Annotated in this window: 22 protein-coding genes; 13 read left to right on the top strand and 9 right to left on the bottom strand. The window is 60.4% G+C overall.

All coding sequences use genetic code 11. From position 1 onward, the window contains the following. Positions 1 to 44 precede the first annotated feature (44 nt). A complete protein-coding gene (locus tag BM074_RS07775; protein WP_027231066.1) occupies positions 45 to 1,748 on the top strand; it encodes a heparinase II/III family protein in 1,704 nt (567 codons plus the stop codon). Here BM074_RS07775 and BM074_RS07770 read toward each other — a convergent pair. Further along, complete coding sequence (locus tag BM074_RS07770) at positions 1,745 to 2,971, bottom strand: aminotransferase-like domain-containing protein (protein WP_027231065.1); 1,227 nt, start codon at positions 2,969 to 2,971, stop codon at positions 1,745 to 1,747. The two genes, BM074_RS07775 and BM074_RS07770, sit on opposite strands and share 4 nt — an antisense overlap. 241 nt (positions 2,972 to 3,212) lie before the next feature. Between BM074_RS07770 and purH the strand changes: the two genes are divergently transcribed. After that, positions 3,213 to 4,829 carry a bifunctional phosphoribosylaminoimidazolecarboxamide formyltransferase/IMP cyclohydrolase gene (gene purH / locus BM074_RS07765; RefSeq protein WP_027231064.1) on the top strand — a complete coding sequence of 539 codons (1,617 nt, stop codon included), beginning with the start codon at positions 3,213 to 3,215 and terminating at the stop codon, positions 4,827 to 4,829. An 11-nt stretch (positions 4,830 to 4,840) separates the two neighbouring features. Here the strand turns inward: purH and BM074_RS07760 are convergent, their stop codons facing one another. The 5 genes from BM074_RS07760 to BM074_RS07740 form a co-directional block, all read right to left on the bottom strand. Continuing rightward, positions 4,841 to 6,235, bottom strand: coding sequence for an MFS transporter (locus tag BM074_RS07760; RefSeq protein WP_175498927.1), 1,395 nt, complete (start codon positions 6,233 to 6,235; stop codon positions 4,841 to 4,843). Between the two features lie 245 nt (positions 6,236 to 6,480). Further along, complete coding sequence (locus BM074_RS07755; RefSeq protein WP_091920918.1) at positions 6,481 to 11,271, bottom strand: NAD-glutamate dehydrogenase; 4,791 nt, start codon at positions 11,269 to 11,271, stop codon at positions 6,481 to 6,483. Between the two features lie 107 nt (positions 11,272 to 11,378). Continuing rightward, positions 11,379 to 12,011 (bottom strand): TPM domain-containing protein, encoded by a 633-nt coding sequence (locus BM074_RS07750; RefSeq protein WP_091920916.1) that lies wholly within the window; start codon positions 12,009 to 12,011, stop codon positions 11,379 to 11,381. Between the two features lie 3 nt (positions 12,012 to 12,014). Then, entirely contained in the window at positions 12,015 to 12,806 is a 792-nt protein-coding gene (locus BM074_RS07745) for a TPM domain-containing protein (protein WP_244532775.1), read from the bottom strand. A 128-nt stretch (positions 12,807 to 12,934) separates the two neighbouring features. Continuing rightward, positions 12,935 to 13,525: a LemA family protein gene (locus BM074_RS07740; RefSeq protein WP_228019349.1), complete on the bottom strand. Its 591-nt coding sequence runs from the start codon at positions 13,523 to 13,525 to the stop codon at positions 12,935 to 12,937. A 161-nt stretch (positions 13,526 to 13,686) separates the two neighbouring features. On the opposite strand from BM074_RS07740, the gene BM074_RS07735 reads away from it, so the two are divergent. From BM074_RS07735 to BM074_RS07720, 4 genes are read left to right on the top strand one after another with little or no spacing between them, the layout of a single operon-like run. Further along, a complete protein-coding gene (locus tag BM074_RS07735) occupies positions 13,687 to 13,935 on the top strand; it encodes a hypothetical protein (RefSeq protein ID WP_027231059.1) in 249 nt (82 codons plus the stop codon). A gap of 55 nt (positions 13,936 to 13,990) precedes the next feature. Then, positions 13,991 to 14,872 (top strand): pyridoxal kinase PdxY, encoded by an 882-nt coding sequence (pdxY, locus tag BM074_RS07730; protein ID WP_027231058.1) that lies wholly within the window; start codon positions 13,991 to 13,993, stop codon positions 14,870 to 14,872. A 60-nt stretch (positions 14,873 to 14,932) separates the two neighbouring features. Then, positions 14,933 to 15,601: a carbonic anhydrase gene (locus BM074_RS07725; protein ID WP_027231057.1), complete on the top strand. Its 669-nt coding sequence runs from the start codon at positions 14,933 to 14,935 to the stop codon at positions 15,599 to 15,601. 8 nt (positions 15,602 to 15,609) lie between these two features. Then, positions 15,610 to 16,026, top strand: a complete 417-nt coding sequence (locus BM074_RS07720) for a DUF4440 domain-containing protein (protein WP_091920910.1) — start codon at positions 15,610 to 15,612, stop codon at positions 16,024 to 16,026. 54 nt (positions 16,027 to 16,080) lie between these two features. On the opposite strand, the gene BM074_RS07715 is transcribed toward BM074_RS07720, so the two are convergent. Further along, positions 16,081 to 16,899 (bottom strand): lytic murein transglycosylase, encoded by an 819-nt coding sequence (locus BM074_RS07715; protein WP_091920908.1) that lies wholly within the window; start codon positions 16,897 to 16,899, stop codon positions 16,081 to 16,083. Positions 16,900 to 17,205: 306 nt separating this feature from the next. On the opposite strand from BM074_RS07715, the gene BM074_RS07710 reads away from it, so the two are divergent. The 6 genes from BM074_RS07710 to BM074_RS07685 all read left to right on the top strand — a co-directional run bounded on the left by BM074_RS07710 (position 17,206) and on the right by BM074_RS07685 (position 22,105). Further along, positions 17,206 to 17,499, top strand: coding sequence for a BrnT family toxin (locus BM074_RS07710; RefSeq protein ID WP_244532747.1), 294 nt, complete (start codon positions 17,206 to 17,208; stop codon positions 17,497 to 17,499). Continuing rightward, the gene (locus BM074_RS07705; RefSeq protein ID WP_174208241.1) at positions 17,492 to 17,788 is read left to right on the top strand and encodes a BrnA antitoxin family protein; all 297 of its coding nucleotides are present in this window, start codon (positions 17,492 to 17,494) and stop codon (positions 17,786 to 17,788) included. The genes BM074_RS07710 and BM074_RS07705 overlap by 8 nt, the downstream gene beginning before the upstream one ends. A 247-nt stretch (positions 17,789 to 18,035) precedes the next feature. After that, the gene (gene ffh, locus BM074_RS07700; protein ID WP_091920902.1) at positions 18,036 to 19,622 is read left to right on the top strand and encodes a signal recognition particle protein; all 1,587 of its coding nucleotides are present in this window, start codon (positions 18,036 to 18,038) and stop codon (positions 19,620 to 19,622) included. Between the two features lie 2 nt (positions 19,623 to 19,624). Continuing rightward, positions 19,625 to 19,942, top strand: coding sequence for a chorismate mutase (locus tag BM074_RS07695; protein ID WP_027231051.1), 318 nt, complete (start codon positions 19,625 to 19,627; stop codon positions 19,940 to 19,942). A gap of 11 nt (positions 19,943 to 19,953) precedes the next feature. Continuing rightward, a complete protein-coding gene (gene rpsP, locus BM074_RS07690; RefSeq protein ID WP_091920900.1) occupies positions 19,954 to 20,373 on the top strand; it encodes a 30S ribosomal protein S16 in 420 nt (139 codons plus the stop codon). 154 nt (positions 20,374 to 20,527) lie between these two features. Further along, a complete protein-coding gene (locus BM074_RS07685) occupies positions 20,528 to 22,105 on the top strand; it encodes an alkaline phosphatase D family protein (RefSeq protein WP_091920898.1) in 1,578 nt (525 codons plus the stop codon). A 3-nt stretch (positions 22,106 to 22,108) separates the two neighbouring features. On the opposite strand, the gene BM074_RS07680 is transcribed toward BM074_RS07685, so the two are convergent. Then, on the bottom strand, positions 22,109 to 22,717 hold the full coding sequence (locus BM074_RS07680) for a TetR/AcrR family transcriptional regulator (protein WP_091920896.1): 609 nt from the start codon (positions 22,715 to 22,717) through the stop codon (positions 22,109 to 22,111). A gap of 103 nt (positions 22,718 to 22,820) precedes the next feature. Here BM074_RS07680 and BM074_RS07675 point away from each other — a divergent pair, with 103 nt between their 5' ends. Further along, entirely contained in the window at positions 22,821 to 23,561 is a 741-nt protein-coding gene (locus BM074_RS07675; RefSeq protein ID WP_091920894.1) for an SDR family oxidoreductase, read from the top strand. A 9-nt stretch (positions 23,562 to 23,570) separates the two neighbouring features. Here the strand turns inward: BM074_RS07675 and BM074_RS07670 are convergent, their stop codons facing one another. Next, complete coding sequence (locus tag BM074_RS07670) at positions 23,571 to 23,960, bottom strand: DUF983 domain-containing protein (protein WP_091920892.1); 390 nt, start codon at positions 23,958 to 23,960, stop codon at positions 23,571 to 23,573. Positions 23,961 to 24,078 lie beyond the last annotated feature (118 nt).

Raw genomic sequence — 24,078 nt, 5'->3', positions numbered from 1 at the left:
CCGGATAGTTTAGGCTGTCGTCGACGATTCGAAGCAAAAATAATATGGTCGCGCTCAGCGAAACACCGCAATTGTGGGGACTAGCGACGGCGCAATTGTGGCGCCGTTTCCGCAGGCGCGTGCGCATGGGCCCGCTCTACCGCTGGCGCTTTACCGGCTTTACGCCCGAGCGCGTGCTTATTGCCCCGCAAGATCTGCGCCCGGCCGATCCGCAAATTGCCGAAGAGTTTTACCATGGTCGCTTTGCCTTGGCCGGCAAGGTCGTCGAAACCGGCGGCCGCTCGCCGTTCCTGGTCGAGCCACCCAATGCCGCCTGGCAGGCGGCTCTGCACAATTTCGGCTGGCTCCGCCACTTGCGTGCGGCAGGCACGGACCTTGCCACCGCCAACGCCCGCGCCCTCCTCAGCGACTGGATCACCACGCATGGCCGTTCGGTCGCGGGGCCGGCATGGGTGCCGGAGGTCACGGCACAGCGCATCATCGCCTGGCTGCAGCATTCGAGCCTCATTCTGGCAGGCGCAGACCTGCGCGCCTATCGCCAGTTCATGCGCTCGCTCGCTGTCCAGGTCCGCTACTTGCGGACGATGGCGGCTGTCATGGATGACGGCGAAGAGAAGCTGCGCGCCCGCATCGCGCTCGCGCTTGCGGCGCTTGCCCTGCCGGTAGCGTCGAGCACCAGCCGGTCGGCCCGTCGCAACCTCGAATATGAACTAACCCGCCAGATCCTCCCCGACGGCGGCCATATCTCGCGTAATCCCCTTATTATTCTCGAACTGCTCGCCGACCTTCTGCCGCTGCGCCAGACCTATGCCAGTGGCCAGGAGGCACCGCCCAAAGCGCTGATCGAAGCCATCGAGCGGATGCTGCCGGCGCTGCGTTTTTTCCGCCATCATGACGGCAGCCTTGCCCTGTTCAATGGGGTTGGGGCCACCATGCCGGAACGGGTCATTGCCGTGCTCCGCCATGACGATATCGGCGGCCTACCGCTCATTCACGCGCCGCATTCGGGCTATGAGCGGCTTTCCATGGATTCGACGACGATCATTGCCGACACCGGCCTCGCTCCGCCGGTCACTGCCTCGCGTGATGCCCACGCTGGCTGCTTGTCCTTCGAGATGTCATCGGGCCGCAACCGCTACATCGTCAATGCCGGCGTCGATCGCTATGGCCCGCCCGAATTTCGGCCGCTCGCCCGATCGACCGCCGCTCATTCGACGGCAACGCTCAACGACACGTCCTCCTGCCGCTTCAGCAATACCTCCGGACTCTCGAACATGATCGGAACGCCGATCATTGCCGGGCCCACCAGGGTAAATATCGAGCGTATAGAGCGGGAAGGCGCCGTCGGCTTCGTTGCCAACCACAATGGCTACGTTCGACCGTTCGGCATCTATCACGAACGTCAGATCGTGTTGTCGCACAATGGCAGCGTCATCGAAGGTATCGACAGCTTCTTTGCCGCCGGTCGCAATCCACTGCGTGATACTGGCGCCGAAAATGTCGTCGTGCGTTTTCACTTGCATCCCGCCGTCCACGTCTCTGTGGACGATAACGGCCTGATCATTCTTCAGGCGGAAAACGACGATATCTGGATGTTCTCGGCAACGGTGCAGCCCTTCGTCGAGGATTCACTGTTCTTTGCCGGGTTCCGCGGGCCCGTCAGGACCCGCCAGATCACGTTGTCCTTCAGTGCCGCCCAGCGGCCCGAAGTCGAGTGGCAGTTCACCCGCACAAGCCTCGGCGTTTAGAGTTCGGCCATCACCTGGCGAATAAGGCGTCCAAGACGGGCGATACCGGTATCGGCAACCTCTTCTGAAGCGAGCGAGAAGCTCAGGCGAATGGTATTTGCCCCGCTGCCGTCGGCGTGGAACGCCTGGCCTGGCACAAAGGCAACCCGCTCGGTTTCGATCGAACGGGCAAGGAGCTTCGCCCCGTCAATCCCTTCCGGCAAGGTGACCCAGATGAACATGCCGCCTTCAGGCTTCGTCCATGACACGCCTTCCGGCATATATCTTTCAAGCGCCGTCAGGACATGGTCGCGGCGCGCGCCATAGGTCGCGCGCAGGCGCTCTATCTGCGCGTCGTAAATATCGACGGCCGCATGATACATCGCCATCTGGTTGATTGTGGGACTGTGGAGGTCCGCCGCTTGCTTCATCAGAACTAGCTTGCGGATGACCGGCTTTGCTGCACAGACGAAACCGAGCCGCAATCCGGGCGACAGCGTCTTCGAGAACGTTCCGCAATAGATCGTGCGCGTTGCATCGATATCGCCCTTGCGCGCAATGTCGAGCGCGAGGATCGGCGGAACCGGCTCACCGTCATAGCGCAGCCCCTGATAGGCGGCGTCTTCGATGATGGGAATGTCGAGTTCGTCGGCAAGGTCGAGCAGGCGTTCACGACCGGCGCGATCCAGGGTTTCGCCGGCGGGATTGGAGAAATCCGGGTTGATATAGGCGAATTTCGGGCGTCCGCCATTGCGAGCCGCCGTGTCCTGGTAACCCGCAGGCGTCATATTGCCCAACTCGGGCGTCAGCTGATCGTACTGAGGTTCGTATGCATTGAATGCCTGCAGTGCACCGAGATAGGTGGGGCTCGTCACCAAAGCGGTATCGGACGGCGAAAGGAAGAGCTTGCCAAGGTAGTCCAGGGCCTGCTGCGATCCCGATGTGATGACGATGTTATCGATATCGCAGACAATGCCGAGCGCCGCTAGGCGTTTTGCGATCCACTCGCGCAAGGGCGCATAGCCTTCGCTGACCGAATATTGCAGCGCCGGGCCTGCCTGTCCGTCTGCGAGCGCCCGTTCGTAGGCTTTGCGAAATGCCTCGGTCGGGAACAACGCCGGATCCGGAATACCACCGGCAAAGGAAATGATGTCCGGCTGATCGAGCAGTTTCAGGAGTTCACGGATTTCCGAAGCGCGCATCCGGTTTGCACGCGTTGCGTATCTGGCTTCCCAGTTGCTCATTTTCTACTCGCTTGATTGCCTCTCGTGCCTGTGCGCCCACCGTCCGGAAACTCCTCCTCGAACGTCGCATAAGCCCGGCGGATATGACGCCATCAAGCGAGATATGTCAATGTATCTGACCTAATTTCGCAGCAAGCCCGGCATAATTCCGGCAAATGCGCGATCCGAAGTAGGATTCCGCGAAGGCCTGTGTTAGAGCCGCCAAATCCACGCATCCACATTCTGCTAAGGACGAACTCCCATGGCCGTCGCCGCAAAATCATTTACACCGCCGAACCTTTTTCCCGTCCGTCGCGCGCTGCTTTCGGTTTCCGACAAGGCGGGCCTGACGGCCCTTGCCCATGCGCTGCACCGCCATGGGGTCGAGATCCTTTCCACCGGCGGCACGTCGAAAGCGATCGCGGCAGAGGGCATTCCGGTTCGCGACGTCTCCGATTTAACGGGCTTTCCCGAGATCATGGATGGACGCGTCAAGACATTGCATCCAAAGGTGCATGGCGGTCTCCTGGCCGTCCGCGACGACCCGGAGCATGTCGAAGCGATGAAGACGCATGAGATAGGCGGGATCGACCTCGTCGTCATCAATCTCTATCCGTTCGAAGACGTCCGCCATTCGGGCGCCGACTATGCCAATATCGTAGAGAACATCGATATTGGCGGGCCGGCAATGATCCGCGCGGCTGCCAAGAACCATGCCTATGTCGGTGTGGTCACCGATCCCGGCGACTATGACATGGTGATCGCAATGCTCGACAAGCATGAAGGATCGCTGCCCTACTCGTTCCGTCAAAGTCTCGCGGCCAAGGCCTATGCCCGCACCGCAACCTATGACGCCGCGATTTCCGGATGGTTCGCCGAAGCCTTGATGACGGAGACGCCATCCCGCCGCGCGATCGGCGGTCACCTGCATTCGGTGATGCGCTATGGTGAAAACCCGCACCAGTCCGCCGGCTTCTACCTGACCGGCGAAAAGCGCCCGGGCGTTGCCACCGCGACGCAGCTCCAGGGCAAGCAGCTCTCCTATAACAACATCAACGACACCGATGCGGCCTTCGAGCTCGTCGCCGAGTTCGACCCGGCCCGTACAGCTGCCGTCGCGATCATCAAGCATGCCAATCCATGCGGTGTCGCCGAAGGGGCGACGTTGAAGGAGGCTTACCTCAAGGCGCTGGCCTGCGATCCCGTGTCTGCCTTTGGCGGAATCGTCGCCTTGAACCGCACGCTCGACGCCGAGGCTGCCGAGGAGATCGTCAAGATCTTCACCGAGGTCATTATTGCTCCCGACGCAACCCCGGAGGCGCAGGAAATCGTGGCGGCGAAGAAAAACCTGCGCCTGCTGGTAACCGGCGGACTGCCCGATCCCCGTGCGTCCGGCATCAGCGCCAAGACGGTGGCTGGCGGCATACTCGTCCAGTCGCGCGACAGCGGCGTGGTGGACGACCTCGAGTTGAAGGTCGTGACCAAGCGTGCACCCACCGAAACCGAGATGGCTGATCTCAAGCTCGCCTTCCGCATCGCCAAGCACGTCAAATCCAATGCCATTGTCTACGTCAAGGATGGTGCTGCAGTCGGCATTGGCGCGGGGCAGATGAGCCGTGTCGACAGCGCCCGCATTGCCGCCCGCAAGGCCGAGGATGCCGCTGAAGCTGCAGGCATCGAAACGCCCCTCACCAAGGGTTCCGTGGTTGCCTCCGATGCCTTCTTCCCCTTTGCCGATGGTTTGCTCTCAGCCGTCGCCGCGGGAGCGACCGCTGTCATTCAGCCGGGCGGATCGATGCGCGATGATGACGTCATCGCCGCAGCCGATGAGCACGGCATCGCCATGGTGTTTACCGGGATGCGTCACTTCCGGCACTAGAGCAAATCTAGTTAGGTAGAACCTCTGGGCATCGCGGCCGGATAGGGCGTTCGCACGAGAATCGCCAATCCGCCCAGAAGGAAAACGATGATGGTCGCCATGCCAAGGCGCGGCGACCCGCTGAACGCGGTTACCGTCGCCACGAGGAAGGGCGCAAGGAAACTCGTCGCCCGACCCGAGAGCGCATAGATGCCGAAATAGCGGCCGGCTTCTTCAACTGAAACACTCCGCGCCATATACGACCGCGACGAAGCCTGGACCGGGCCGAACGCAACACCGATGAGGAGGCCGAAACAGATATAGGCCTTCTCGGCAGGTGTACCGAACAGGCCGCCGCTGTCAGCGCCGGGAAGCGGTATGAAACCGAAGAGCGTGTAGCCGGGCCCGGTCGAAACAATCCCGATCGTAGCGATCACAAGGACGATGAGCGCCGCCACCACAACCGTCTTCGAGCCCAGCATCGCGTCGAGCCTGCTTGCTGCAAGGCAGCCGAAGATGGCGACGACGTTGAGGATGATGCCGAAAATGCCGATTTCGGCGGTAGCCCAACCGAACATCGTCGCGGCGAAGGCGCCGCCAAGCACGACGAGGGCATTCACCCCGTCCTGATAGATCATCCGCCCGACCAGGAAGCGGAGAATGCCAGGGCGCTGGCGCACCTCAGCCAAGGTCGAACGCAAACGCGCAAGCCCGGAGGCAATGGCGGGGCGGATGGGCAAGCCGCGCGCGCCATCGGGCGTGAAGAAGAACATCGGCAGCACGAAGACAAGGTACCACAAGGCGGCGAGCGGTCCGGTTGCGCGGTCGCCCTCGCCGGCTGAGGGGTCGAGCCCAAAAATCGGTTGCAGGCCGAGCATGGTCTTGCCCGTTTCCGGCGACCCGGCCATGAAGGCAACGACGAAGATCAGCGCGATCATGCCACCGAGATAGCCGAGGCCCCACGCAATGTTGGATATACGGCCGATGTCCTTCGGCGCAACGAGGCGCGGCATCATGGAATCGTTGAACACGATCGAAAATTCCGCAGCGATCGAGGCAAGCGAAAAGAAGATGAGCGGTATGATCAGGCCCGAGCCCGGCGCCGCGAACCATAGCATGACGAGGCAGGTGATCTTGATGACGGCGAAGAAGGCGATCCACGGCTTGCGCCTGCCGGTCTCGTCGGCGATGGAGCCGAGCACAGGCGACAGCACGGCGATGAACAGGCCGGATACCGCGATGGCATAGCCCCAGGCAGCCTGCCCCAATGCCGGATCGCTCGCCATGCGCGAGACGAAATACGGCCCGAAGATGAAGGTGGTGACGACCGTGAAGAACGGCTGCGCCGCCCAGTCGAACAGCATCCACCCCCATATGCCGGATTTAGTCGAGGCAGTGGTTTCGCTTGTCAGCGGGGAGGCGGTCATTGGCACGCCCCTCCGCCCCGCCTGAAGCTTCCCCCACAAGCGGCGAAAGCGGGCTTCATCGAGACTGGCGCCATTTTGCCTCCAGGCATTGGTGATTGCGGGCGATAATTCCCTCCCCCTTTTTGGAGGGTCGCCCCGTGCGGAATTTTGAGAAGCTTATCCCAGGCCCGGATTAGTTCAAGCATTCCCCTCCCCGGACCTTCGGCCCGCCCTCCCCCAAGGGAGAGGGCAAGGGGCTACCACGACTACGACAAATCCGAAAGCAGGCCGGCAGCTACGGCGAGTCGCGATACGGTCAAATCACCGCTCTCGACGATGTTCGCCATACGCTGGCGCACTTCGTCGACACGCGCGCCACGGCTGGTCAGCCAATCCTTGGCCGGATCAGCGTTCTTGCCGTGCCGGCTGAGCGCTGCGACGGCGATACCGCGCCGCGCCTGCGAGATCAGGTCCGTCGCGCGGGCAAGTGCCAGGCCGTCATAGTAGTCGGCGACGGAAACCCCGCGTGCGGCGTCTTCGATACGGCCTATACGGAACGCCTCGGAAATATCGAAATAGGCCTTGCCGGCAGTGGCTATGTCGATATTCGCCTGCTGCGCCACCGCCGCTATATCAGGAATGATCGGCGCGACGGACAGGCGTGCCAATTGCGCGGCAAGAGCCGGTGGTGCGCCGAGCGCCGCATTGCTGGCGGTGTCGTCGCGGATCAACCCCAGCATGGAGGCTGGCAACAGCTTCTCTAGTCTTGGCTGCAGCGCGTCACGGGCTTTCTTGATCTCATCGATGGCGGTCGCGAGACTGGCCCCTGCGGTGCCATTACGTAGAACCCATGCCGTCGTCCAGTTCAGCATCTGCGCCACCTTGGCGTAGAAACCGTTCTGCGTGTCCCCTGCCACGGCATTGTCGAGGGCGTCAATCGCGGCAAAGACACTGTCGAGCGAGAAGCCGTCACGCACAATGACGTAGGCGCGCACGATCTCCGGCCCGGAACGGCCCGTAAGATCGGATAGCCGGCTAACGAAGGTCGGGCCGCCGCGATTGATGATGTTGTTCGCAAGCTGCGTTGCGATGATTTCCCGCCGCAAACGATGCGTATGAAGCTCATCGGCAAATCCCGATTGCATTTGCTTCGGAAAATAATCCATCAGCTCGCGATCGAGATAAGGATCGTCGGGCAGGGTGCTTGCCAACAACTGGTCGGACAGCACGATCTTCGCATAGGCAAGCAGGACGCCGAGTTCGGCGCGCGTCAAAGGTATGCCATCGACCTGCCGTTCGGCGAGGGCCTTGTCATCGGGCAAGGTCTCGACCTTGCGGCTCAGAAGCTTTCGCGCCTCGAGGTCGCCGATGAAGCGGGCCTGATAGGCGAGATCGGCCAGGCCGCGCCGCTGCGCCAGCGAGAGAGCCAGGGTCTGCAGATAGTTGTTGCGCAAGACGAGGTCTGCAACCTCTGCTGTCATCGATTCCAGAATCTTGTCGCGCTGATCGCGCTTGAGCTTGCCGGCGCGCATGGCCTGCGCCAGGGCGATCTTGATATTCACCTCCACGTCCGAGGTGTTGACGCCAGCGGAATTGTCGATCGCATCGGAATTGCAGCGTCCGCCAAGCAGGCCGAACTCGATGCGGCCCTTCTGCGTGACGCCGAGATTGGCGCCTTCGCCGATGACCTTGGCCCTGACATCGCTGCCGGTGATGCGGATCGCGTCATTGGCGCGGTCGCCGACTTCCGCATCGCTCTCTCCCATCGAGCGGACATAGGTGCCGATGCCGCCGAACCACAGGAGATCAACCGGTGCCTTGAGAATGGCGGTCATGATCTCGTAAGGTGTTGCCGTCGTCTTGGCGAGGCCGATGGCCTTCGCGGCTTCCTTGGACAGCGTGATCGACTTCAGCGAGCGCGAGAACACGCCGCCGCCCGCCGATATTTTCGACTTGTCGAAATCCTGCCAGCTCGATCGCGGCAGGTTGAACAGGCGCTGCCGCTCCTTGAGCGTCGCCTTGATGTCGGGCTCCGGATCGATGAAAATATCGCGGTGGTCGAAAGCGGCAATCAGCCTTGTCTGCGGCGACAGCAGCATGCCATTGCCAAAGACGTCGCCCGACATGTCGCCGACGCCGACTACGGTGAACGGGGTTTTCTGGATATCGGTTCCGATTTCGCGGAAATGGCGCTTGACCGCTTCCCAGGCGCCGCGCGCGGTAATGCCCATCTTCTTGTGGTCGTAGCCGGCCGAGCCGCCCGAAGCAAAGGCATCGTCGAGCCAGAAATCATGCGCCTGGCTGATCGCATTGGCGGTATCCGAGAATGTCGCCGTGCCTTTGTCCGCGGCAACGACGAAATAAGGATCGTCGCCATCGCGCCGCACCATGTCGGCCGGCGGCACGACGGTCTCGCCGTTCAGATTGTCGGTGACCGACAGCAGCGTAGAAATGAACGTGATATAGGCAGCGCGGCCGGCCTCGAAGATGGCGTTTCGATCGCCGCCCGTGGGCAGGCGCTTGGGATAGAAACCGCCCTTGGCGCCGACGGGCACGATGACCGCATTCTTGACCTGCTGCGCCTTAACGAGACCCAGAACTTCCGTTCGGTAATCCTGGGCGCGGTCTGACCAGCGAAGCCCGCCGCGGGCAACGGGCCCGAAGCGCAGATGCACGCCTTCGACTTCCGGCCCATAGACGAAGATCTCGCGGTAGGGACGGGGCTCCGGCAACTCGTCGAGTGCACGCGGATCGAGTTTGAAGGCGAGAGATGCGCGTTCGCTGCCATCCTCCTCTGGCGAGAAGGCATTGGTGCGGAGCGTCGATTCGATGAGATTGAGGTAGCGGCGCAGTATCCGGTCATCGTCGAGGCTCGGAACGCCTTGCAAGGCTTCCTCGATGGCCGCACGGATCGCAGCCTCCTTACGCTCCGATTGCGCGCCCTTGGCCTTGGCCGGGCTTAGCCGTTGCTCGAAGAGATCGTAAAGCTGACGCGCGATCGCAGGGTACCGATTGAGCGTGATTGCGATGAAATCCTGCGAATAGGGAATGCCCGCCTGCTGCAGGTAGCGCCCATAAGCGCGCAGGATAATGATCTGCCGCGCCGTGAGTTGGCCGCTCAGCGCCAGTCCATTATAGCCGTCATTGTCGGAGGCGCCGCTCCAGATGTTGCGGAAGACGTCCTCGAACAGGGCGCCACTGTCGCGCAGATCGATGGCCGCGCCCGAAGTGCTGACGAGTTCCATGTCGTGAACGTAGAGCGGGCTGGCATCCGCCGCAGGCAAGGCGAATGTCTGCTCGCTGATGACGCGGAAGCCCATGTTTTCGAGCAGCGGAACACGCTGCGACAGGGCAACAGCCGAGCCATAATGATAGATCTTCAGCGATGCCGCATGGGGCCCGTCTGTACGGTGGCGGTAGAAATCGACGAAGAGCGGATTGCTGCGTGAGAGACCAGCAATTCGGCTCGCATCGACGAGCGCCTCATCCGCGGAAAAGTTCTCACGGTAGGAATCAGGGAATGCTGCCGCCAGCGCAGTATATTGCGACGTACCCGTACGGTCGCCAACCTCGGCGACGGCATCGTCCCAGGTACGAACGATGGCGCGGACGCCTTCTTCCAGCATCTCACGCTTGACCTTTGGAAAATCGTCCTCGGCATGACCGATGATGAAGTGGACGCGTGCAAGGTTGCCTTCCGGGAAAGCGGGATAGTAGGCCGAGACATGCCCTTCATAGAGCGCGGCAAAGTAAGCGCCCATTTTTTCGCGCACCACGGAATCGTAGCGTTCGCGTGGAACGAAGACGATGATCGATGCAAAGCGGCCGAAGGGATCGACACGCGGCAATACCCGCACGCGGGGCCGCTCGCCGAGCGCAAGGATGATCTCCGCATAGCGCGTCAACGTCTTGACGTCGATCTGGAACAGGTCGTCGCGCGGATAGCCTTCAAGAACGTTGAGCAGCGCCTTGCCCGAATGGTCTTCGCGATTGAACCCGAGGCGGCTGATGACCGCTTCCGTCTTTGACCGCAAATAGGGGATTTTGAGTACCGAACGCGTATAGGCGCCGGAGGTAAAGAGACCTACGAAACGAAGCTCGCCGGTGATCCGACCCTCCGCATCGAAGGTCTTGACGCCGATATAGTCCATATAGCCGCGGCGATGCACCAGCGACTTCGTGTTCGCCTTGGTAACGATCAAAAGCTCGGGGCCGGTGAGGAAGGCGATGATTTGCGGCGTCGTGGTGACGCCCTGATTGCCGCGTTTCAACACGCGGACATCGGGGTCGCCGAGGATGCCAAGTCCTGTCTTGCGGGAGCGTTCGAGCTCGCCTTGGTTATTATCACCGAGGTAGTCGTATTCGCGCACGCCGAGGAACGTGAAATTGTCGTCACGCAGCCATTCGAGGAAAGAGACTGCCTCGTCGATCGCCGCCTTTTTCATCGGCAGCTTTCCGGTCTTGTAGGCATCGATCGCTTCGCCGAGACGGTCGAGCATCGGCCTCCAGTCGCGTACGGCCTCCCGCACCTGCTTCAGCACCGTCGTGAGCGCTGCGTGCATGATTTCGCGGGAAGGTCCGTCGAGCGCGGGAACGTGGATCTGCATGACGCTGACGCGCGCCACATCCTTGCCTGGCTTGTCGGGTCCTGCCGGGCCAATCGCCTTGTTTGTCTTCGCATCGACATCCATGACGGGGTGCATGACGAGGTAAACAGCGTTTGCCCGGTCGCTTATTTCACCAAGAACGGAATCGAGCAGGAAAGGCATATTGTCGTTGATCAACGTGATCACGGTGACCGGACGGCCGTCGCGATAGACAAGCGACCCCTCGCTCACATCGATGATAGACTGCCCGCTCTTGAAACGTGAGAGTGCCTCCTCGGCAAGCTTCGCCGAAGTCTGGATTGCGCTTCTATCGTAGCCGGCAAGGTCTTCGTCTGGCGCTCGGGCAAAGAGCAACTCTTCGAACAGACCAGCGTCAATCTTCTTGTCTTTGGCCTTGGGTGATTTGGGCTTCGGGGCGGCCTTTCGGTCCAATGCAGTCTGTGAAGCCATCAAAATTCCCCCCTCATTGCGTATTTTGCATGATCATAGCCATTCGGAAGCCGTTTTCGACCCCAAACTGCACCGATGCGGTGAAAATCGTATGACACGCAAGAAAATTACAATTCGACCAGATGGTCATCCAGTTCGTTGATGTCGCCGGGCCTCACCGGGAAATGTTCTTCCAGGAGCAGGCCTGCCTTTTTGATGGCCTTGAGGAAACCGCCGGGCAATTCGTCCCTGCCGGCATGGTCGATCAGAATCGCAACGATATCGTTCCATTCCTGCTGCGCCACTTTGGCGTTGATGCCGGCGTCGGCCACAACCTCCGCATATCGTTCCGCCAGCGAAACAAACAGCAGTACGCCGGTGCGCTTCGTGGTGAGGTGAACATTGCGTGCCAGGAATTGCTGGGAGGCATTGAGGTGGGCGCGGCGATAACGAATATGCTTCGGCACGAGCCACATGTGGAGATCCGGCAGCAGCCGCAACACAAGCAGGGCGGTGACAAGGGCCGACAGGATCGCCAAGCCGAAGACCGGCAGAGTAATCGTATACCAGAACCAATGGGCCGCGACTGCAACGAGCACAGCGGCGAACAATATCCCGCAGGCGACCATGAAGCCGGCAACGAAGAAATAGCTGTCGCTGCGCCGCGCCAGAACTGCATAGATTTCGCCACTTGTCCGGCTCTCCGCCTCGCGAATTGCCGCAGCAATATTGGCATGATCGGCTTCGTTCATTACCTGCATGGCCTACCAGCTCCCCGATGCGCCGCCGCCGCCGGAGGACCCGCCACCCCCGGAGAAGCCGCCGCCACCGCCGCCGCCCGACGACCAGCCACCACCGCCTCCGGTCCAGCCGCCTCCTCCGCCTGACCACCCACCGCCCGATCGCCCGCGGGTGCGATTGTCAAAGCGCATGCCGAGCCATTCGTACTGGCCGGGGCCGATCTTGCGACCAAATGCCGGCGCAAGCACAGCGGTGGCGAAACCGCCGAAAAAGATGAGCGCCCAGATGGTTATGAAAATTACAAAGAACCAGTCAATATCGGAAGTCGGCTCCTTGATATTGCGCTTGGCCCGCGCCTCGACCTCGGCCTTATCGCCGGAGAGCACGGTCAGTATGTCATCGATACCGCGCGCGATGCCTCCGGAATAGTCGCCTGAACGAAAGCCGGGTATGATCGCGTTTTCGATGATCAGCTTGGAAAGAAGGTCGGTCAGCGTGCCCTCAAGCCCATATCCGACTTCGATGCGCACCTTGCGCTCGTTTGGGGCAACGACGAGAAGAACACCATTGTTCTCCTGCTTTTGTCCGATCGCCCAGGAGCGGTAGAGCCGATTGGCATATGGTTCGATCTCTTCCCCGTCGAGACTCGGCACGGTGACGACCACCACTTGGTCGGAGGACTTTGCCTCGTAAACCGCGAGCTTTTCCGTGATTGCGGCGCGGGTAGCGGTGTCGATGATGTTGGCGCCATCGACGATGCGCCCGGTCAGCGCTGGAAGTTCGGCAGCAAAAGCGCTGACCGACAGAAATGCCAGAAGAACTGCCGCGCAAAAGAGCTGCAGCACCGGTCGAATACGTTTCACCTCACGCAACTCCCGGGAGCATATGCGCGTGGCAGCAGCGACTGCAAACATCACACAAGCCCCTTCTTTCCGGCTGATGCCTAGAACTTCACCTGCGGCGTCTGCTTTGCGGAGTCGTCGATCGTGAAGGTCTGGTAAGGCTCGTTGCCGCGGAACCAGATCCAGCTCCAGATCATCGTCGGCATGGTCTTGAGCGAGGTGTTGTAGACGCGCACGGCCTCGATATAGTCGCGGCGGGCAACCGCAATGCGGTTTTCCGTCCCCTCAAGTTGCGATTGCAGGGCGAGGAAGTTCTGGTTCGACTTCAAATCGGGATAGTTTTCGACGACGGCAAGCAGGCGTGACAAGGCGCCGGTCAGGTTCGCCTGGTTGTCCTGGAAGGCCTTGAAGGCGTTGGGATCTGTCAGTGTTTCCGGTGTAACCTGTACCTGGGTCGCCTTGGCGCGGGCCTCGACGACGGAGGTCAGCACATCCTTCTCCTGGGCCGCATAGCCCTTGACGGTCTCTACCAGATTGGGAATGAGATCGGCACGGCGCTGGTATTGGTTGAGCACCTCGCTCCAGGCAGCCTTCGCCCGTTCCTCATTGGTCGGGATGACGTTGAATCCACAGGCCGAAAGCAGCGGCAGGAGAAACGCCACGGCGAGAACGGTGAGCGCACGGCGCGGCATCGCGACTGAAGGCAAATATTGCATCGAAAATCATCTCCCAAAATACGGATACACGGGGCCGGCGGCATCAAAACGAAGCAACGCGAGCCTAGACATTTTTTTCTGCAAAAGGAACTGGCAAAGCGCTATGCTGATTTGCCTTGGAATCGAATGGATGCCTCATGCCCGAACAGAACGACAATCGGCGGCCAGATACTGAATCGAGACGGATTCTTGAGCGTATCGAGCGTGAGACCGCGGTTCATGGCAACGCAATCGTCGGCCGCGCGAAGCGCCATTTTTCTGCACAGGATGCCGACGCCGCCGACCCGATCGAAGTCTGGGGCACGCGCATCGGCCGCCTGCTGGGATTGCTAGTATTAATCGCAATGTTTATTTGGTTGATTGTCTCCATATCCGGAAAGGGATGACGTTCGGCACTGCCGCCGCCCCTTTCTCTCCAATGCCCTCGCACGAGTATTTTCAATGACCGGTTCTGCTGTTTCCTCCAACGCTGTCATCGTCATTTCGAGCCACGTCGTTCGTGGCGCCGTGGGCAATCGTGGCGCAGTTTTTGCGCTGGAAACCCTCGGCCATCCGGTCTGGGCGGTGCCTACGGTCATTCTTCCGTGGCATCCCGGCCACGGGCCCGCCAAGCGCATCGTGCCGGAGCCCCAACAATTCGACGACCTCATTGCCGATCTCGAGCGCGCGCCTTGGCTCGACGAGGTCAGCGCCATCATGACCGGCTATCTTGGCCATGCTTCGCAAGCCGCGAGCGTTGCGCGGCTGGTAAAGACGATCAAGGCACGCAGGAAATCGGTGCGCTATCTTTGCGATCCGGTTATCGGCGACGAGAAAGGCCTTTATGTTCCCGAAGCGACGGCGACAGCCATTCGCGACGAACTGATGCCGCTCGCCGATATCGCTACACCGAACCGTTTCGAACTCGCATGGCTTGCGGGGGCGGATCTTCCTGACAACAAGGCGATCATGCAGGCGGCCCTGCATGCGGGGCCGGGCACCATGCTCGTCACCTCTGCCCATCCGATGATCGCGGGCGGCACCGGCAATCTGCTGGTGACGCATTCGCTGGCCCTGCTCGCCGAGCATCGCCTCGTCAACGGTCCGACCAATGGCCTTGGCGACCTGACGTCCGCGCTTTTCCTCGCAAGGACGCTGTCTGGCCTCGAACCCGAGCAGGTCTTGCAGCGAACCACCGCATCGGTTTTCGAGATCATGGCACGCGCTGCCAAGCGCGGCGCCGACGAATTGATGCTGGAAGCGGATGCCTCAAGTCTATCGACGCCAATGGCCATGACGCAGATGCGCCGACTTGTGCACCCGAGCAAAGGCATCCGGGCTTGAGCGCGATCTTACACCTGAAGACCAATTGATCTTCGCGATGATGAGGACTACAGCAAAGCCATGACCCTGCTTCCCGATAAACTTCTTACCGGCTATCGCAACTTCATGGCGCATCGCTATGCCAATGAGACCTTGCGCTACAGACAGCTTGCCGAAAAAGGTCAAACCCCCGAGACGCTCGTTATCGCCTGCTGCGACTCCCGTTCGGCGCCTGAGATCATTTTCGACACCGCGCCGGGCGAGATCTTCGTGGTGCGCAATGTCGCCAATCTGGTGCCGCCGTATGAACCGGATGGCGAGTATCACTCAACATCCGCCGCGCTTGAATTTGCAGTGCAAAGCCTCAAGGTCAAAAATATCGTCGTCCTCGGCCATGGCCGCTGTGGCGGCATCAAGGCGGCGCTCGATCCTTCCAGCGAGCCCTTGTCGCCCGGCGATTTCATCGGGAAATGGATGAGCCTGGTTGCGCCGGCGGCCGAAGCCATTTCCGCCAACGAGCTCATGACGACGCTGGAACGCCAGACCGCGCTGGAACGTATCTCGATCCGTTACTCCCTGCAAAATTTGCGCAGTTTCCCCTGCATCGACATTCTGGAGAAGAAGGGGCGGCTAACGCTCCACGGCGCATGGTTCGATATTTCGACTGGCGAACTCTGGATCATGAATCCCGAAACCGGCGACTTCGTTCGCCCCGACCCTGAAGAGGTCGGCGCGCCAACCCTGGAGTAGGCCCTTCGATGTTGGCGCGGCTTGTTCTTGCTTTCGCCTTCATCGTTTCGCTGAGTTTTGCTGGCCGCGCGGCAGATAGCCATGAACAGCTGGTCGAACAGTGGTATTCAGCCCTTGCAACCGCCGACCACGCCATGTTCGACAAGCTCCTGGCCGACGATGCAAGGGTGATCCTCGAAGACATAGACTCGATCCAGACGAAGGACGAGTTTCTTGGAAGCCTCGACGAATGGAAGAACGCGGTGCATGGCGCGACCCTGCGCCACCGGATCGCCAGCGCCGGCAACGGGACGGTCACCGTCTTCGTCTGCTATCAATTCCCGAGCAATTCTACCTACATGCGCGAAATCTTCAGTTTCCGCGGCGAGAAGATCATCGAGAGCGCACAGAGTTCAGTCGGCGAGGCCTGCGAAGGGTTCGAATGACAAAGGCCGGCGCGATGGGCACCGGCCTTGAAATTTAGTCTGACGCGAGGCCGGCTATTCGCCGTCGATCTTCGCGCCAATGATTGCGATTGCCTGCTGATAGACGCTTGCCGCGTTCCAGCCCTGGATTGCGGCGAAATTAGCCTGCCCTGGCTGATAGCCAGCGCCTGTCTGCCAGCCGTGGCCGCGCAGGAAATTCGCCGTCGAGGCCAGCGCATCCGCCTTGGATCGCAGGTCGATGCGGCCGTTGCCATCGCCGTCCACGCCGTAGCGAAGGACGTTGAGCGGCAGGAACTGAGTCTGCCCAATCTCGCCGTGCATGGCCCCGACGGAATTGGACGAGAGCGTTCCCTGATCGACCAGCTTCAACGCAGCATTCAGCTGCTCGCGGAAATATTCCGGGCGGCGGCAGTCGAAGGCAAGCGTCGTCACGGCGGAAAGGGTATTCTGGTTACCCATGAAGCTTCCGAAACCGGTCTCCATGCCCCAGATCGCGATCAACGGGCCGGCCGGCACGCCGAACCGGCGCTCGATGCTGGCGAACAAAGCGGCGTTTTGCGCCTTCTGCGCGCGCCCACGCGAGATAATAGTCTGACCGCCGCGCACCTGCATGAACTTGTCTAGCGAATATTTGAAGCTCTTCTGGTTGCGGTCGGCATTGATGGTCTTGCTCGCATAGGAAACGCCATCGAGCGCACTGATGCCCCTGCTGCCAATTCCTTGCGCCTGCGCTTGCTGCTTGTAGGCCTGGACCCATTCCTGAAATCCGGCGGAGTTGTTTCCGCAGGAGGGAGCAGCCTGTGCGGCGCCCGCCATCAAGAGGAGGCCGGCCGTTGCGACCGCAAAAAATCTGTTTTTGGCAACAGATGCCATGAAGATCTCCTTAAAAGTTGAATCGTGGTTGGCCCTATCTGCCATTTTTCTGCAACCGTGTCATCCGGCAGAATCGCGCGCCTTAAGGTTAAAAGGACGCAATTTTATCAAGGTCGTTGTCAATTTCGCAAAAATCGCCCCCTGCCCCATGTGACGACAGACATTGGGGCCACAACCGAGAGTCGGCATTCGCGCGTGTATAAAGCCCTGGCTCCCCGCCCAACATTAGAGAGAAAGGCTTACGGCTGGTGGTCTGCAAGGTTTTCGATTAGGCTTCCATTATAATTTTTGTATATACGATAATCATTGACCAAAAGTGATTTCATGACTAGGTTTGAGTGGGATCCCGAAAAGGCAAACCGCAATTTAAGCAAACATGGCGTCTCGTTTCGGGCAGGCGAGCGTTTTGAATTTCCTTCGGCTCTAGAATTCATCGACGATAGGGAAAACTACGGCGAAGAGAGAGTAGTTTCGATCGGGTTCATTGGCGAGGTTTTACACACAATGGCATATACCGAACGCAACGGGTTGATCCGGATTATCTCGTTGCGAAAATCCACGACCGCAGAGATCAAAAGATATGCAAAAGCCTATGAGTGAAAAGGTTCGCGCTGCACATCGAGCGCGCATTGAAGCCGCCTTGAACAAGATCTCACCCGCGGAAGACGCTGCGCTCACAAACGCGGCATCCGAAGACCCTGACACCGCGCTCATCACTGAACTTACAAAGCGCCGACCCGGCAGGCCCGTGGCGGAAGTCACCAAGACGCCGGTTTCGATCCGTCTCAGCCCTGATGTCCTCGACCACTACCGGTCCACCGGACCCGGCTGGCAGGGTCGCATCGACGATGCCTTGCGTAAGGCTGCCGGCCTCAAGAAGCGGGCGTGACGGTCCTGGACGCGCGCAGCCTTGACTCCCGGGGCGAATTCCTGTTTAAGCCGCGCATCAATCCGCGACGAGTCTGGAACTCCGAGCAGCCGACCGGGACCCCGCAAGGGTTCGACGATCCCGGAGGTCAACACCCGACAGCGCCATGCGCCCTCGGGTGCCTTTTTGCTTTGAGCCATTGGCCAGGGCGCGGTTTGTGCCTACCTTTCGCGGAAACAGGTCCCTGGAAGGAAGAAGGAAAAACTGGATGTTCGAGAGCTTACAGGAACGACTAGGTTCGATATTGAACGGCCTGACCGGTCGCGGCGCGCTGTCGGAAGCCGACGTCGCAGCGGCTTTGCGCGAAGTGCGCCGGGCCCTGCTCGAAGCCGATGTTGCGCTTGATGTCGTCCGTTCCTTCACCGACAAGGTGCGTGCGAAAGCTGTCGGCGCCGAAGTCCTCAAAAGCATCAAGCCCGGCCAGATGGTGGTCAAGATCGTCCATGACGAGCTTGTCAGCATGCTTGGCGAGGAAGGCGTTTCCATCGACCTCAATGCGCCAGCGCCTGTCGTCATCATGATGGTCGGTCTGCAGGGCTCGGGCAAGACCACGACCACCGGCAAGATCGGCAAGCGCCTGACCGAGCGCGCGCGCAAGAAAGTGCTGCTCGCCTCTCTCGATACGCGCCGCCCGGCCGCTCAGGAACAGTTGCGCCAGCTTGGCGTGCAGACCGGCGTAGATACGCTGCCGATCATCGCCGGCCAGTCGCCGGTCGAGATCGCCGCTCGCGCCGTTCAGGCAGCGAAACTTGGCGGCCACGATGTCGTCATCCTCGACACGGCGGGCCGCACCCATATTGACGAGCCCTTGATGGTCGAAATGGCCGACATCAAGAAGAAGGCCAGTCCTCACGAAATTCTTCTCGTCGCAGATGCGCTGACCGGTCAGGACGCCGTCAACCTTGCCCGTTCATTTGATGAGCGCGTCGGCATCACCGGGCTCGTCCTTACCCGCATGGACGGCGATGGCCGCGGCGGCGCGGCATTGTCCATGCGTGCCGTCACCGGCAAGCCGATCAAGCTGATCGCCACCGGCGAAAAGATGGACGCGCTGGAGGAATTCTACCCACGCCGTATCGCCGACCGCATCCTTGGCATGGGTGACATCGTTTCGCTGGTCGAGAAGGCGGCTGAAAACATCGACGCTGAAAAAGCCGCGGCGATGGCCAAGAAGATGCAGTCCGGCAAGTTCGATCTCAACGATCTTGCCGACCAGATCGGCCAGATGCAGAAGCTCGGCGGCATGGGCGGCATCATGGGCATGATGCCCGGGATGGGCAAGATGAAGGACCAGATGGCCGCCGCCGGTCTCGACGATTCCATTTTCAAGCGTCAGCTTGCGATCATCTCTTCGATGACCGCGGCCGAGCGCGGCAATCCCGACATGCTCAAGCATTCGCGCAAGCAGCGCATCGCCAAGGGTTCCGGGACCAGTGCTGCGGACATCAACAAGCTTTTGAAGATGCATCGCCAGATGGCCGACATGATGAAGGCCATGGGCGGCAAGGGCAAAGGCGGCATCATGAAACAGATGATGGGCGGCCTCGGCGCCAAGATGGGCCTTGGCGGTCTCGGCGGGATGGGCGGCATGCCTGACCTCTCCAAGATGGACCCGAAACAGCTCGAAGCCCTGCAGAAGCAGGCGGAAGCCGCCGGCTTCGGCAAGGGCGGCGGTCTGCCTGGCGGGCTCGGCGGTTTGCCGGGAGGACTTGGCGGCATGGGTGGCATGGGCGGAATGCCGCGCCTGCCAGGGCTTGGTGGTGGTTTGCCCGGCCTTCCAAAGAAGAAAGGATAATCATGTCCTCATCATCCCTCCCGAAGGAACTCATCGATCTGCGCGCTTCCATCGACAACATCGATGCGGCGCTTATCCACATGCTTGCCGAACGCTTTCGCTGCACCAAGGCAGTCGGCGTCCTGAAAGCAAAGAACGGTCTTGCTCCGGCCGATCCGGCCCGGGAGAGGCGGCAGGTCGAACGCCTGCGTGCCCTCGCCCAGCAAGCCGATCTCGACCCCGATTTTGCCGAGAAGTTCCTAAACTTCATCGTCAAGGAAGTGATCAGACATCACGAAACAACGGCCGCCGAGGAAAACGGCGCCCCATCTAACACCTAAGGAGAATAACAATGTCACTGAAAATCCGTCTGGCCCGCGCAGGGTCGAAGAAGCGTCCCTACTACCACGTCGTCGTTGCTGACGTTCGCGCCCCGCGCGACGGCCGCTTCATCGAGAACGTCGGTGCCTGGAACCCGATGCTCCCCAAGGACGGCGACCGCATCAAGCTGAATGAAGAACGCATCCAGTATTGGATCGGCCATGGCGCACAGCCGACCGACCGTGTCCTGCGTTTCCTCGACCAGGCCGGCATCGCCAAGCGCGACGCGCGCACCAACCCTGAAAAGGCTGTTCCGGGCAAGAAGGCGCAGGAACGCGTTGCCCTTGCTAAGCAGGCTGAAGAAGATGCGAAGGCTAAGGCCGCTGCGGAAGCTGAAGCCGCCAAGGCCGCTGCCGAAGCTCCGGCTGAGGAAGCCGCTGCCAGCGAGTGAGCTGTCACGCTGCAGTCTTGTTGAAACGGGTGGCTCTGGCCGCCCGTTTTCGTTTTGGCCCGCGATAATTTCACGCGCCTGCAAAAAAACCGAAACAATCCCGGTGCACAAGAGGCGGGTTAGCCAGCCACTTGCATGCCAAGGGAACAGTTTCATGTCGAATCGATTTGCCTACACCCGCCGCAGTTTTCTCACGTCTTCGGGGGCTTTGGCCCTGACCGCTGCTTCCGGCCTTTCATGTCCGGCAATTTCACGCGCCGCGTCGCGCCCGGTGTTCACGCACGGTTTCCAGTCCGGTGACGTCGATTCCGCAACGGGCATGATCTGGACGCGAACCGATCGCCCGTCCCGGATCAACATCGAAGTTTCGACGACGGAAAACTTTGCAGATTCTGTCCGCCTGCCACCGCTCAATGCACTTCCCAATACTGACTTTGCCGCCAAGCAGCTCCTTACCGATCTCGCCTCCGACCAGGAAGTTTTTTACCGCCTCACTGCAGTCGATCTTAACGATCTCAACGGCGTATCCGAACCGATCGTCGGCCGTTTCAAGACCGCGCCGATGTCCAAGCGCAGCATCCGCTTTGCATGGTCGGGCGACACGGTCGGTCAAGGTTGGGGCATCGATGAGACGGGCATGAAGACCTATGCGTCGATCGCCAAGCACCAGCCGGACTTCTTTCTGCATTCGGGTGACACAATCTACGCCGACGGGCCCCTCGTTGAGGAAGTCGATCTGAAGGATGGTACCAAGTGGAAGAACCGCGTCGTCACCGACGAGAAGCGGAAAGTTGCCGAGACACTCGACGAATATCGCGGCCAATGGAAATACAATCTGCTTGACGATCACGTGCGGGCGCTGAACATGGTTTGCCCGACGTTTTTTCAATGGGACGACCATGAGGTGACCAACAACTGGTCGTCCTCGAAGAACCTTGCCGCAGACGATCGTTACAAGGAGAAATCTATTGCGCTGCTGTCGGCGCGCGCGGCTCGTGCCTTTCACGAGATGACGCCCATCCGCTATACGCCTGCGGAGCCGGGCCGGGTGTATCGCAAGATTGCCTACGGGCCCTTACTCGACGTCTTCTTCCTCGACCTGCGTTCCTATCGCGGCCCGAACGGACCCGACATGGAAGAGGCGATTACCCCGGAATCGTCAATTCTCGGCGAACGTCAACTGCGGTGGCTCAAGCGCGAGTTGCTCAATTCGAAAGCAACGTGGAAGATCATTGCTTCTGATATGCCGCTCGGCGTTATCGTCTGGGACAATGCCAAGGACAAGAAGGGCGCTGAGGCAGTCGCCAATGGCGATAATGGTCCGGCCAAGGGTCGCGAACTCGAAATTGCCGATCTGCTGCGCTTCATCAAGACCGCTGGCATCAACAACACCGTCTGGCTGACGGCAGACGTGCACTACACCGCCGCGCATTACTATAATCCCGACAAGGCGCAATTCCAGGACTTCGCACCTTTCTGGGAGTTCATTTCGGGCCCCATCCATGCCGGAACGTTTGGACCGAACGACCTCGACCAGACCTTTGGACCCGAGCTCAAATTCATCAAGGCACCGACTGCCGAGCAAGGTCAGAACGTGCCGCCCTCGGCCGGTCTCCAGTTCTTCGGGCTGGTCGATATCGAGGGCGCCAGCCAGCAACTCACGGTGCGCCTGATGGACCGTGAGGATGTCGAGCTTTACAAGGTCACACTCGACCCTGTTTTCTCATCTTAGAGGCTAACCAGCGCCGGCTATCAGCGAATCCCAGGCCGCCATGGCGGCCTGGGCGGTGCGCATCAGCGTCTCGCGCGACGCGCCGTCGCGGGCGGTGATCGACATACCATGCTGGACCGTCGCGTAGAACTCGGCAATCGGATCGCAATCGACGCTTGACGGTAATTCGCCCTCGCTTATGGCGCGCTCCAGCCGGTCGCGCAGTTTAACAGCGTTGCCAAGGCGTTGTTCCTTCAAAAGAGCGCAGGCCGGTTCCGATCCGCGTTCGCCGTGAAGCGCGCCAAGAACGACAAGGCACCCGTGCGGCTGATCGGGCTGCGAATAGGCGACCGCCGTTTCTTTGAGAAAATTAGCAAAGCCTTCACGCGCCGTGGGCGCTTCCAGGGCCTCCCAGATCTCCAGCCCCACATTCCTTTGGTAAAGTTCAAGCGCCTGCTCGAACAACCCGGCCTTGCTGCCGAAGGCGGCGTAGAGACTAGGCGCGTTGATCTCCATCACCTCGGTAAGGTCGGTCATGGAGGCGCCTTCGTAGCCGCGCGACCAGAATAGCTCCATGGCGCGAGCCAGGGCCTCTTCCCTGTCGAATGAGCGCGGGCGTCCGCGTGGCGGCATCGTTCAGAACCTTTCTGTAGTGATCAATATATAAATGGCTTGACGGTAGAGCGCAAGCATCATAGGTATTTATGTATCGACTATTACATAAAGGAAAGATTGCATGTCCCGTCTCGACAACAAAGTCGCTTTCGTCACCGGTGGTAGTCGCGGAATTGGCGCTGCGATCGCTCTGAAACTAGCGGAGGATGGTGCCGATATTGCCCTTACCTATACCAGCAGCGTGGAGAAGGCCGAGGCTGTGGTCAATTCAATCGAGGCCCTGGGACGCAAGGCAATCGCCATCAAGGCGGACAATCTTGATGCCGCGGCCGTCGAGGCTGCTGTCCAGGAAGCGCACGCCCGGTTTGGGCGGCTCGATATCCTTGTGAACAGCGCCGGCGTCTTCTCGGTGGACCAGATCGAAACGGCGAGCCTTGCGGAGTTCGACCGCGTCATGTCCATCCATGTCCGTGCCAGCTTCGTCGCCTCCAAAGCGGCGGCAGCCCTCATGAGTGCCGGTGGACGCATCGTGTCGATCGGCAGCAATCTCGGTGAGCGTGTGCCGTTTACGGGGCTCAGCATCTATGCCACCAGCAAGGCCGCACTTACGGGCCTGACGAAAGCGCTGGCGCGAGACCTTGGCCCGAAGGAGATCACCGTCAATATCGTCCAGCCCGGCTCCACCGATACGGACATGAACCCGGCCGACGGCGATCATGCCGACGCCCAGCGCGCCCTCATGGCCATTCCGCGCTTCGGCAGGGCTCAGGATATTGCCGGGGTCGTAGCCTTTCTCTCCGGCGATGAAGGTCGCTTCATCACAGGCGCATCGCTGACCGTCGACGGCGGCACCAACATCTGATCGTGCAGGTTAAAGGTCACCCTTGCGAATAAGCTTGCCTTCCTCGGCCTTGTGGAAATATTGCGAGCAGACGAGCCAGCCCTTCAACGGCCGCAACAGGATCAGGCTGCCGAGCAGCGTCAGCGGCAGTGTCGTGATGAGATGCAGCCAGATCGATACTTCGTAGGTCGTCTGCAGCCACAGCGCGAAAAGCATCGCTGGAACAGCAACGATCGTCATGGCGAAGAAGGCGGGCCCGTCGGCGGGATCGGCAAAGGAATAGTCGAGACCGCAGACCTCGCAGGACGGAGCAAGTTTCAGGAAGCCATTAAACAAATGCCCCTGCTGGCATTGCGGGCAACGTCCGAGAATGCCTGTCTTCATCGGATTCTCTGTCGCATGATAGTGAGCGTCTGACATTTGCGTGGCCTTTCGCGGCTGCAGATTGTATGGCACCTACACCCATACAAATAATCGATGTTTAAATTCAATATACGCCGTTTTCGCGAAACTTAAAGCCACGGTTGAGCAATAGCGA

The organism is Phyllobacterium sp. CL33Tsu (assembly GCF_900113985.1).
In the GTDB taxonomy this organism is placed as follows: domain Bacteria; phylum Pseudomonadota; class Alphaproteobacteria; order Rhizobiales; family Rhizobiaceae; genus Phyllobacterium; species Phyllobacterium pellucidum.
Note: the sequence above shows the minus strand (reverse complement) of the source record. Positions and strands in the feature narration are given on the sequence as shown.

What these genes read in the sequence shown, in the direction of transcription:
- BM074_RS07725 (WP_027231057.1), top strand. Translation starts at nt 14,933, where the DNA reads ATGACCCTGCTTCCCGATAAACTTCTTACCGGCTATCGCAACTTCATG.
- BM074_RS07755 (WP_091920918.1), bottom strand. Translation starts at nt 11,271, where the DNA reads ATGGCTTCACAGACTGCATTGGACCGAAAGGCCGCCCCGAAGCCCAAA.
- BM074_RS07715 (WP_091920908.1), bottom strand. Translation starts at nt 16,899, where the DNA reads ATGGCATCTGTTGCCAAAAACAGATTTTTTGCGGTCGCAACGGCCGGC.
- BM074_RS07720 (WP_091920910.1), top strand. Translation starts at nt 15,610, where the DNA reads ATGTTGGCGCGGCTTGTTCTTGCTTTCGCCTTCATCGTTTCGCTGAGT.
- BM074_RS07705 (WP_174208241.1), top strand. Translation starts at nt 17,492, where the DNA reads ATGAGTGAAAAGGTTCGCGCTGCACATCGAGCGCGCATTGAAGCCGCC.
- BM074_RS07670 (WP_091920892.1), bottom strand. Translation starts at nt 23,960, where the DNA reads ATGTCAGACGCTCACTATCATGCGACAGAGAATCCGATGAAGACAGGC.
- BM074_RS07750 (WP_091920916.1), bottom strand. Translation starts at nt 12,011, where the DNA reads ATGCAGGTAATGAACGAAGCCGATCATGCCAATATTGCTGCGGCAATT.
- BM074_RS07695 (WP_027231051.1), top strand. Translation starts at nt 19,625, where the DNA reads ATGTCCTCATCATCCCTCCCGAAGGAACTCATCGATCTGCGCGCTTCC.
- BM074_RS07735 (WP_027231059.1), top strand. Translation starts at nt 13,687, where the DNA reads ATGCCCGAACAGAACGACAATCGGCGGCCAGATACTGAATCGAGACGG.
- ffh (WP_091920902.1), top strand. Translation starts at nt 18,036, where the DNA reads ATGTTCGAGAGCTTACAGGAACGACTAGGTTCGATATTGAACGGCCTG.
- BM074_RS07740 (WP_228019349.1), bottom strand. Translation starts at nt 13,525, where the DNA reads ATGCCGCGCCGTGCGCTCACCGTTCTCGCCGTGGCGTTTCTCCTGCCG.
- BM074_RS07760 (WP_175498927.1), bottom strand. Translation starts at nt 6,235, where the DNA reads ATGACCGCCTCCCCGCTGACAAGCGAAACCACTGCCTCGACTAAATCC.
- BM074_RS07675 (WP_091920894.1), top strand. Translation starts at nt 22,821, where the DNA reads ATGTCCCGTCTCGACAACAAAGTCGCTTTCGTCACCGGTGGTAGTCGC.
- rpsP (WP_091920900.1), top strand. Translation starts at nt 19,954, where the DNA reads ATGTCACTGAAAATCCGTCTGGCCCGCGCAGGGTCGAAGAAGCGTCCC.
- pdxY (WP_027231058.1), top strand. Translation starts at nt 13,991, where the DNA reads ATGACCGGTTCTGCTGTTTCCTCCAACGCTGTCATCGTCATTTCGAGC.
- BM074_RS07775 (WP_027231066.1), top strand. Translation starts at nt 45, where the DNA reads ATGGTCGCGCTCAGCGAAACACCGCAATTGTGGGGACTAGCGACGGCG.
- BM074_RS07685 (WP_091920898.1), top strand. Translation starts at nt 20,528, where the DNA reads ATGTCGAATCGATTTGCCTACACCCGCCGCAGTTTTCTCACGTCTTCG.
- BM074_RS07680 (WP_091920896.1), bottom strand. Translation starts at nt 22,717, where the DNA reads ATGCCGCCACGCGGACGCCCGCGCTCATTCGACAGGGAAGAGGCCCTG.
- BM074_RS07770 (WP_027231065.1), bottom strand. Translation starts at nt 2,971, where the DNA reads ATGAGCAACTGGGAAGCCAGATACGCAACGCGTGCAAACCGGATGCGC.
- purH (WP_027231064.1), top strand. Translation starts at nt 3,213, where the DNA reads ATGGCCGTCGCCGCAAAATCATTTACACCGCCGAACCTTTTTCCCGTC.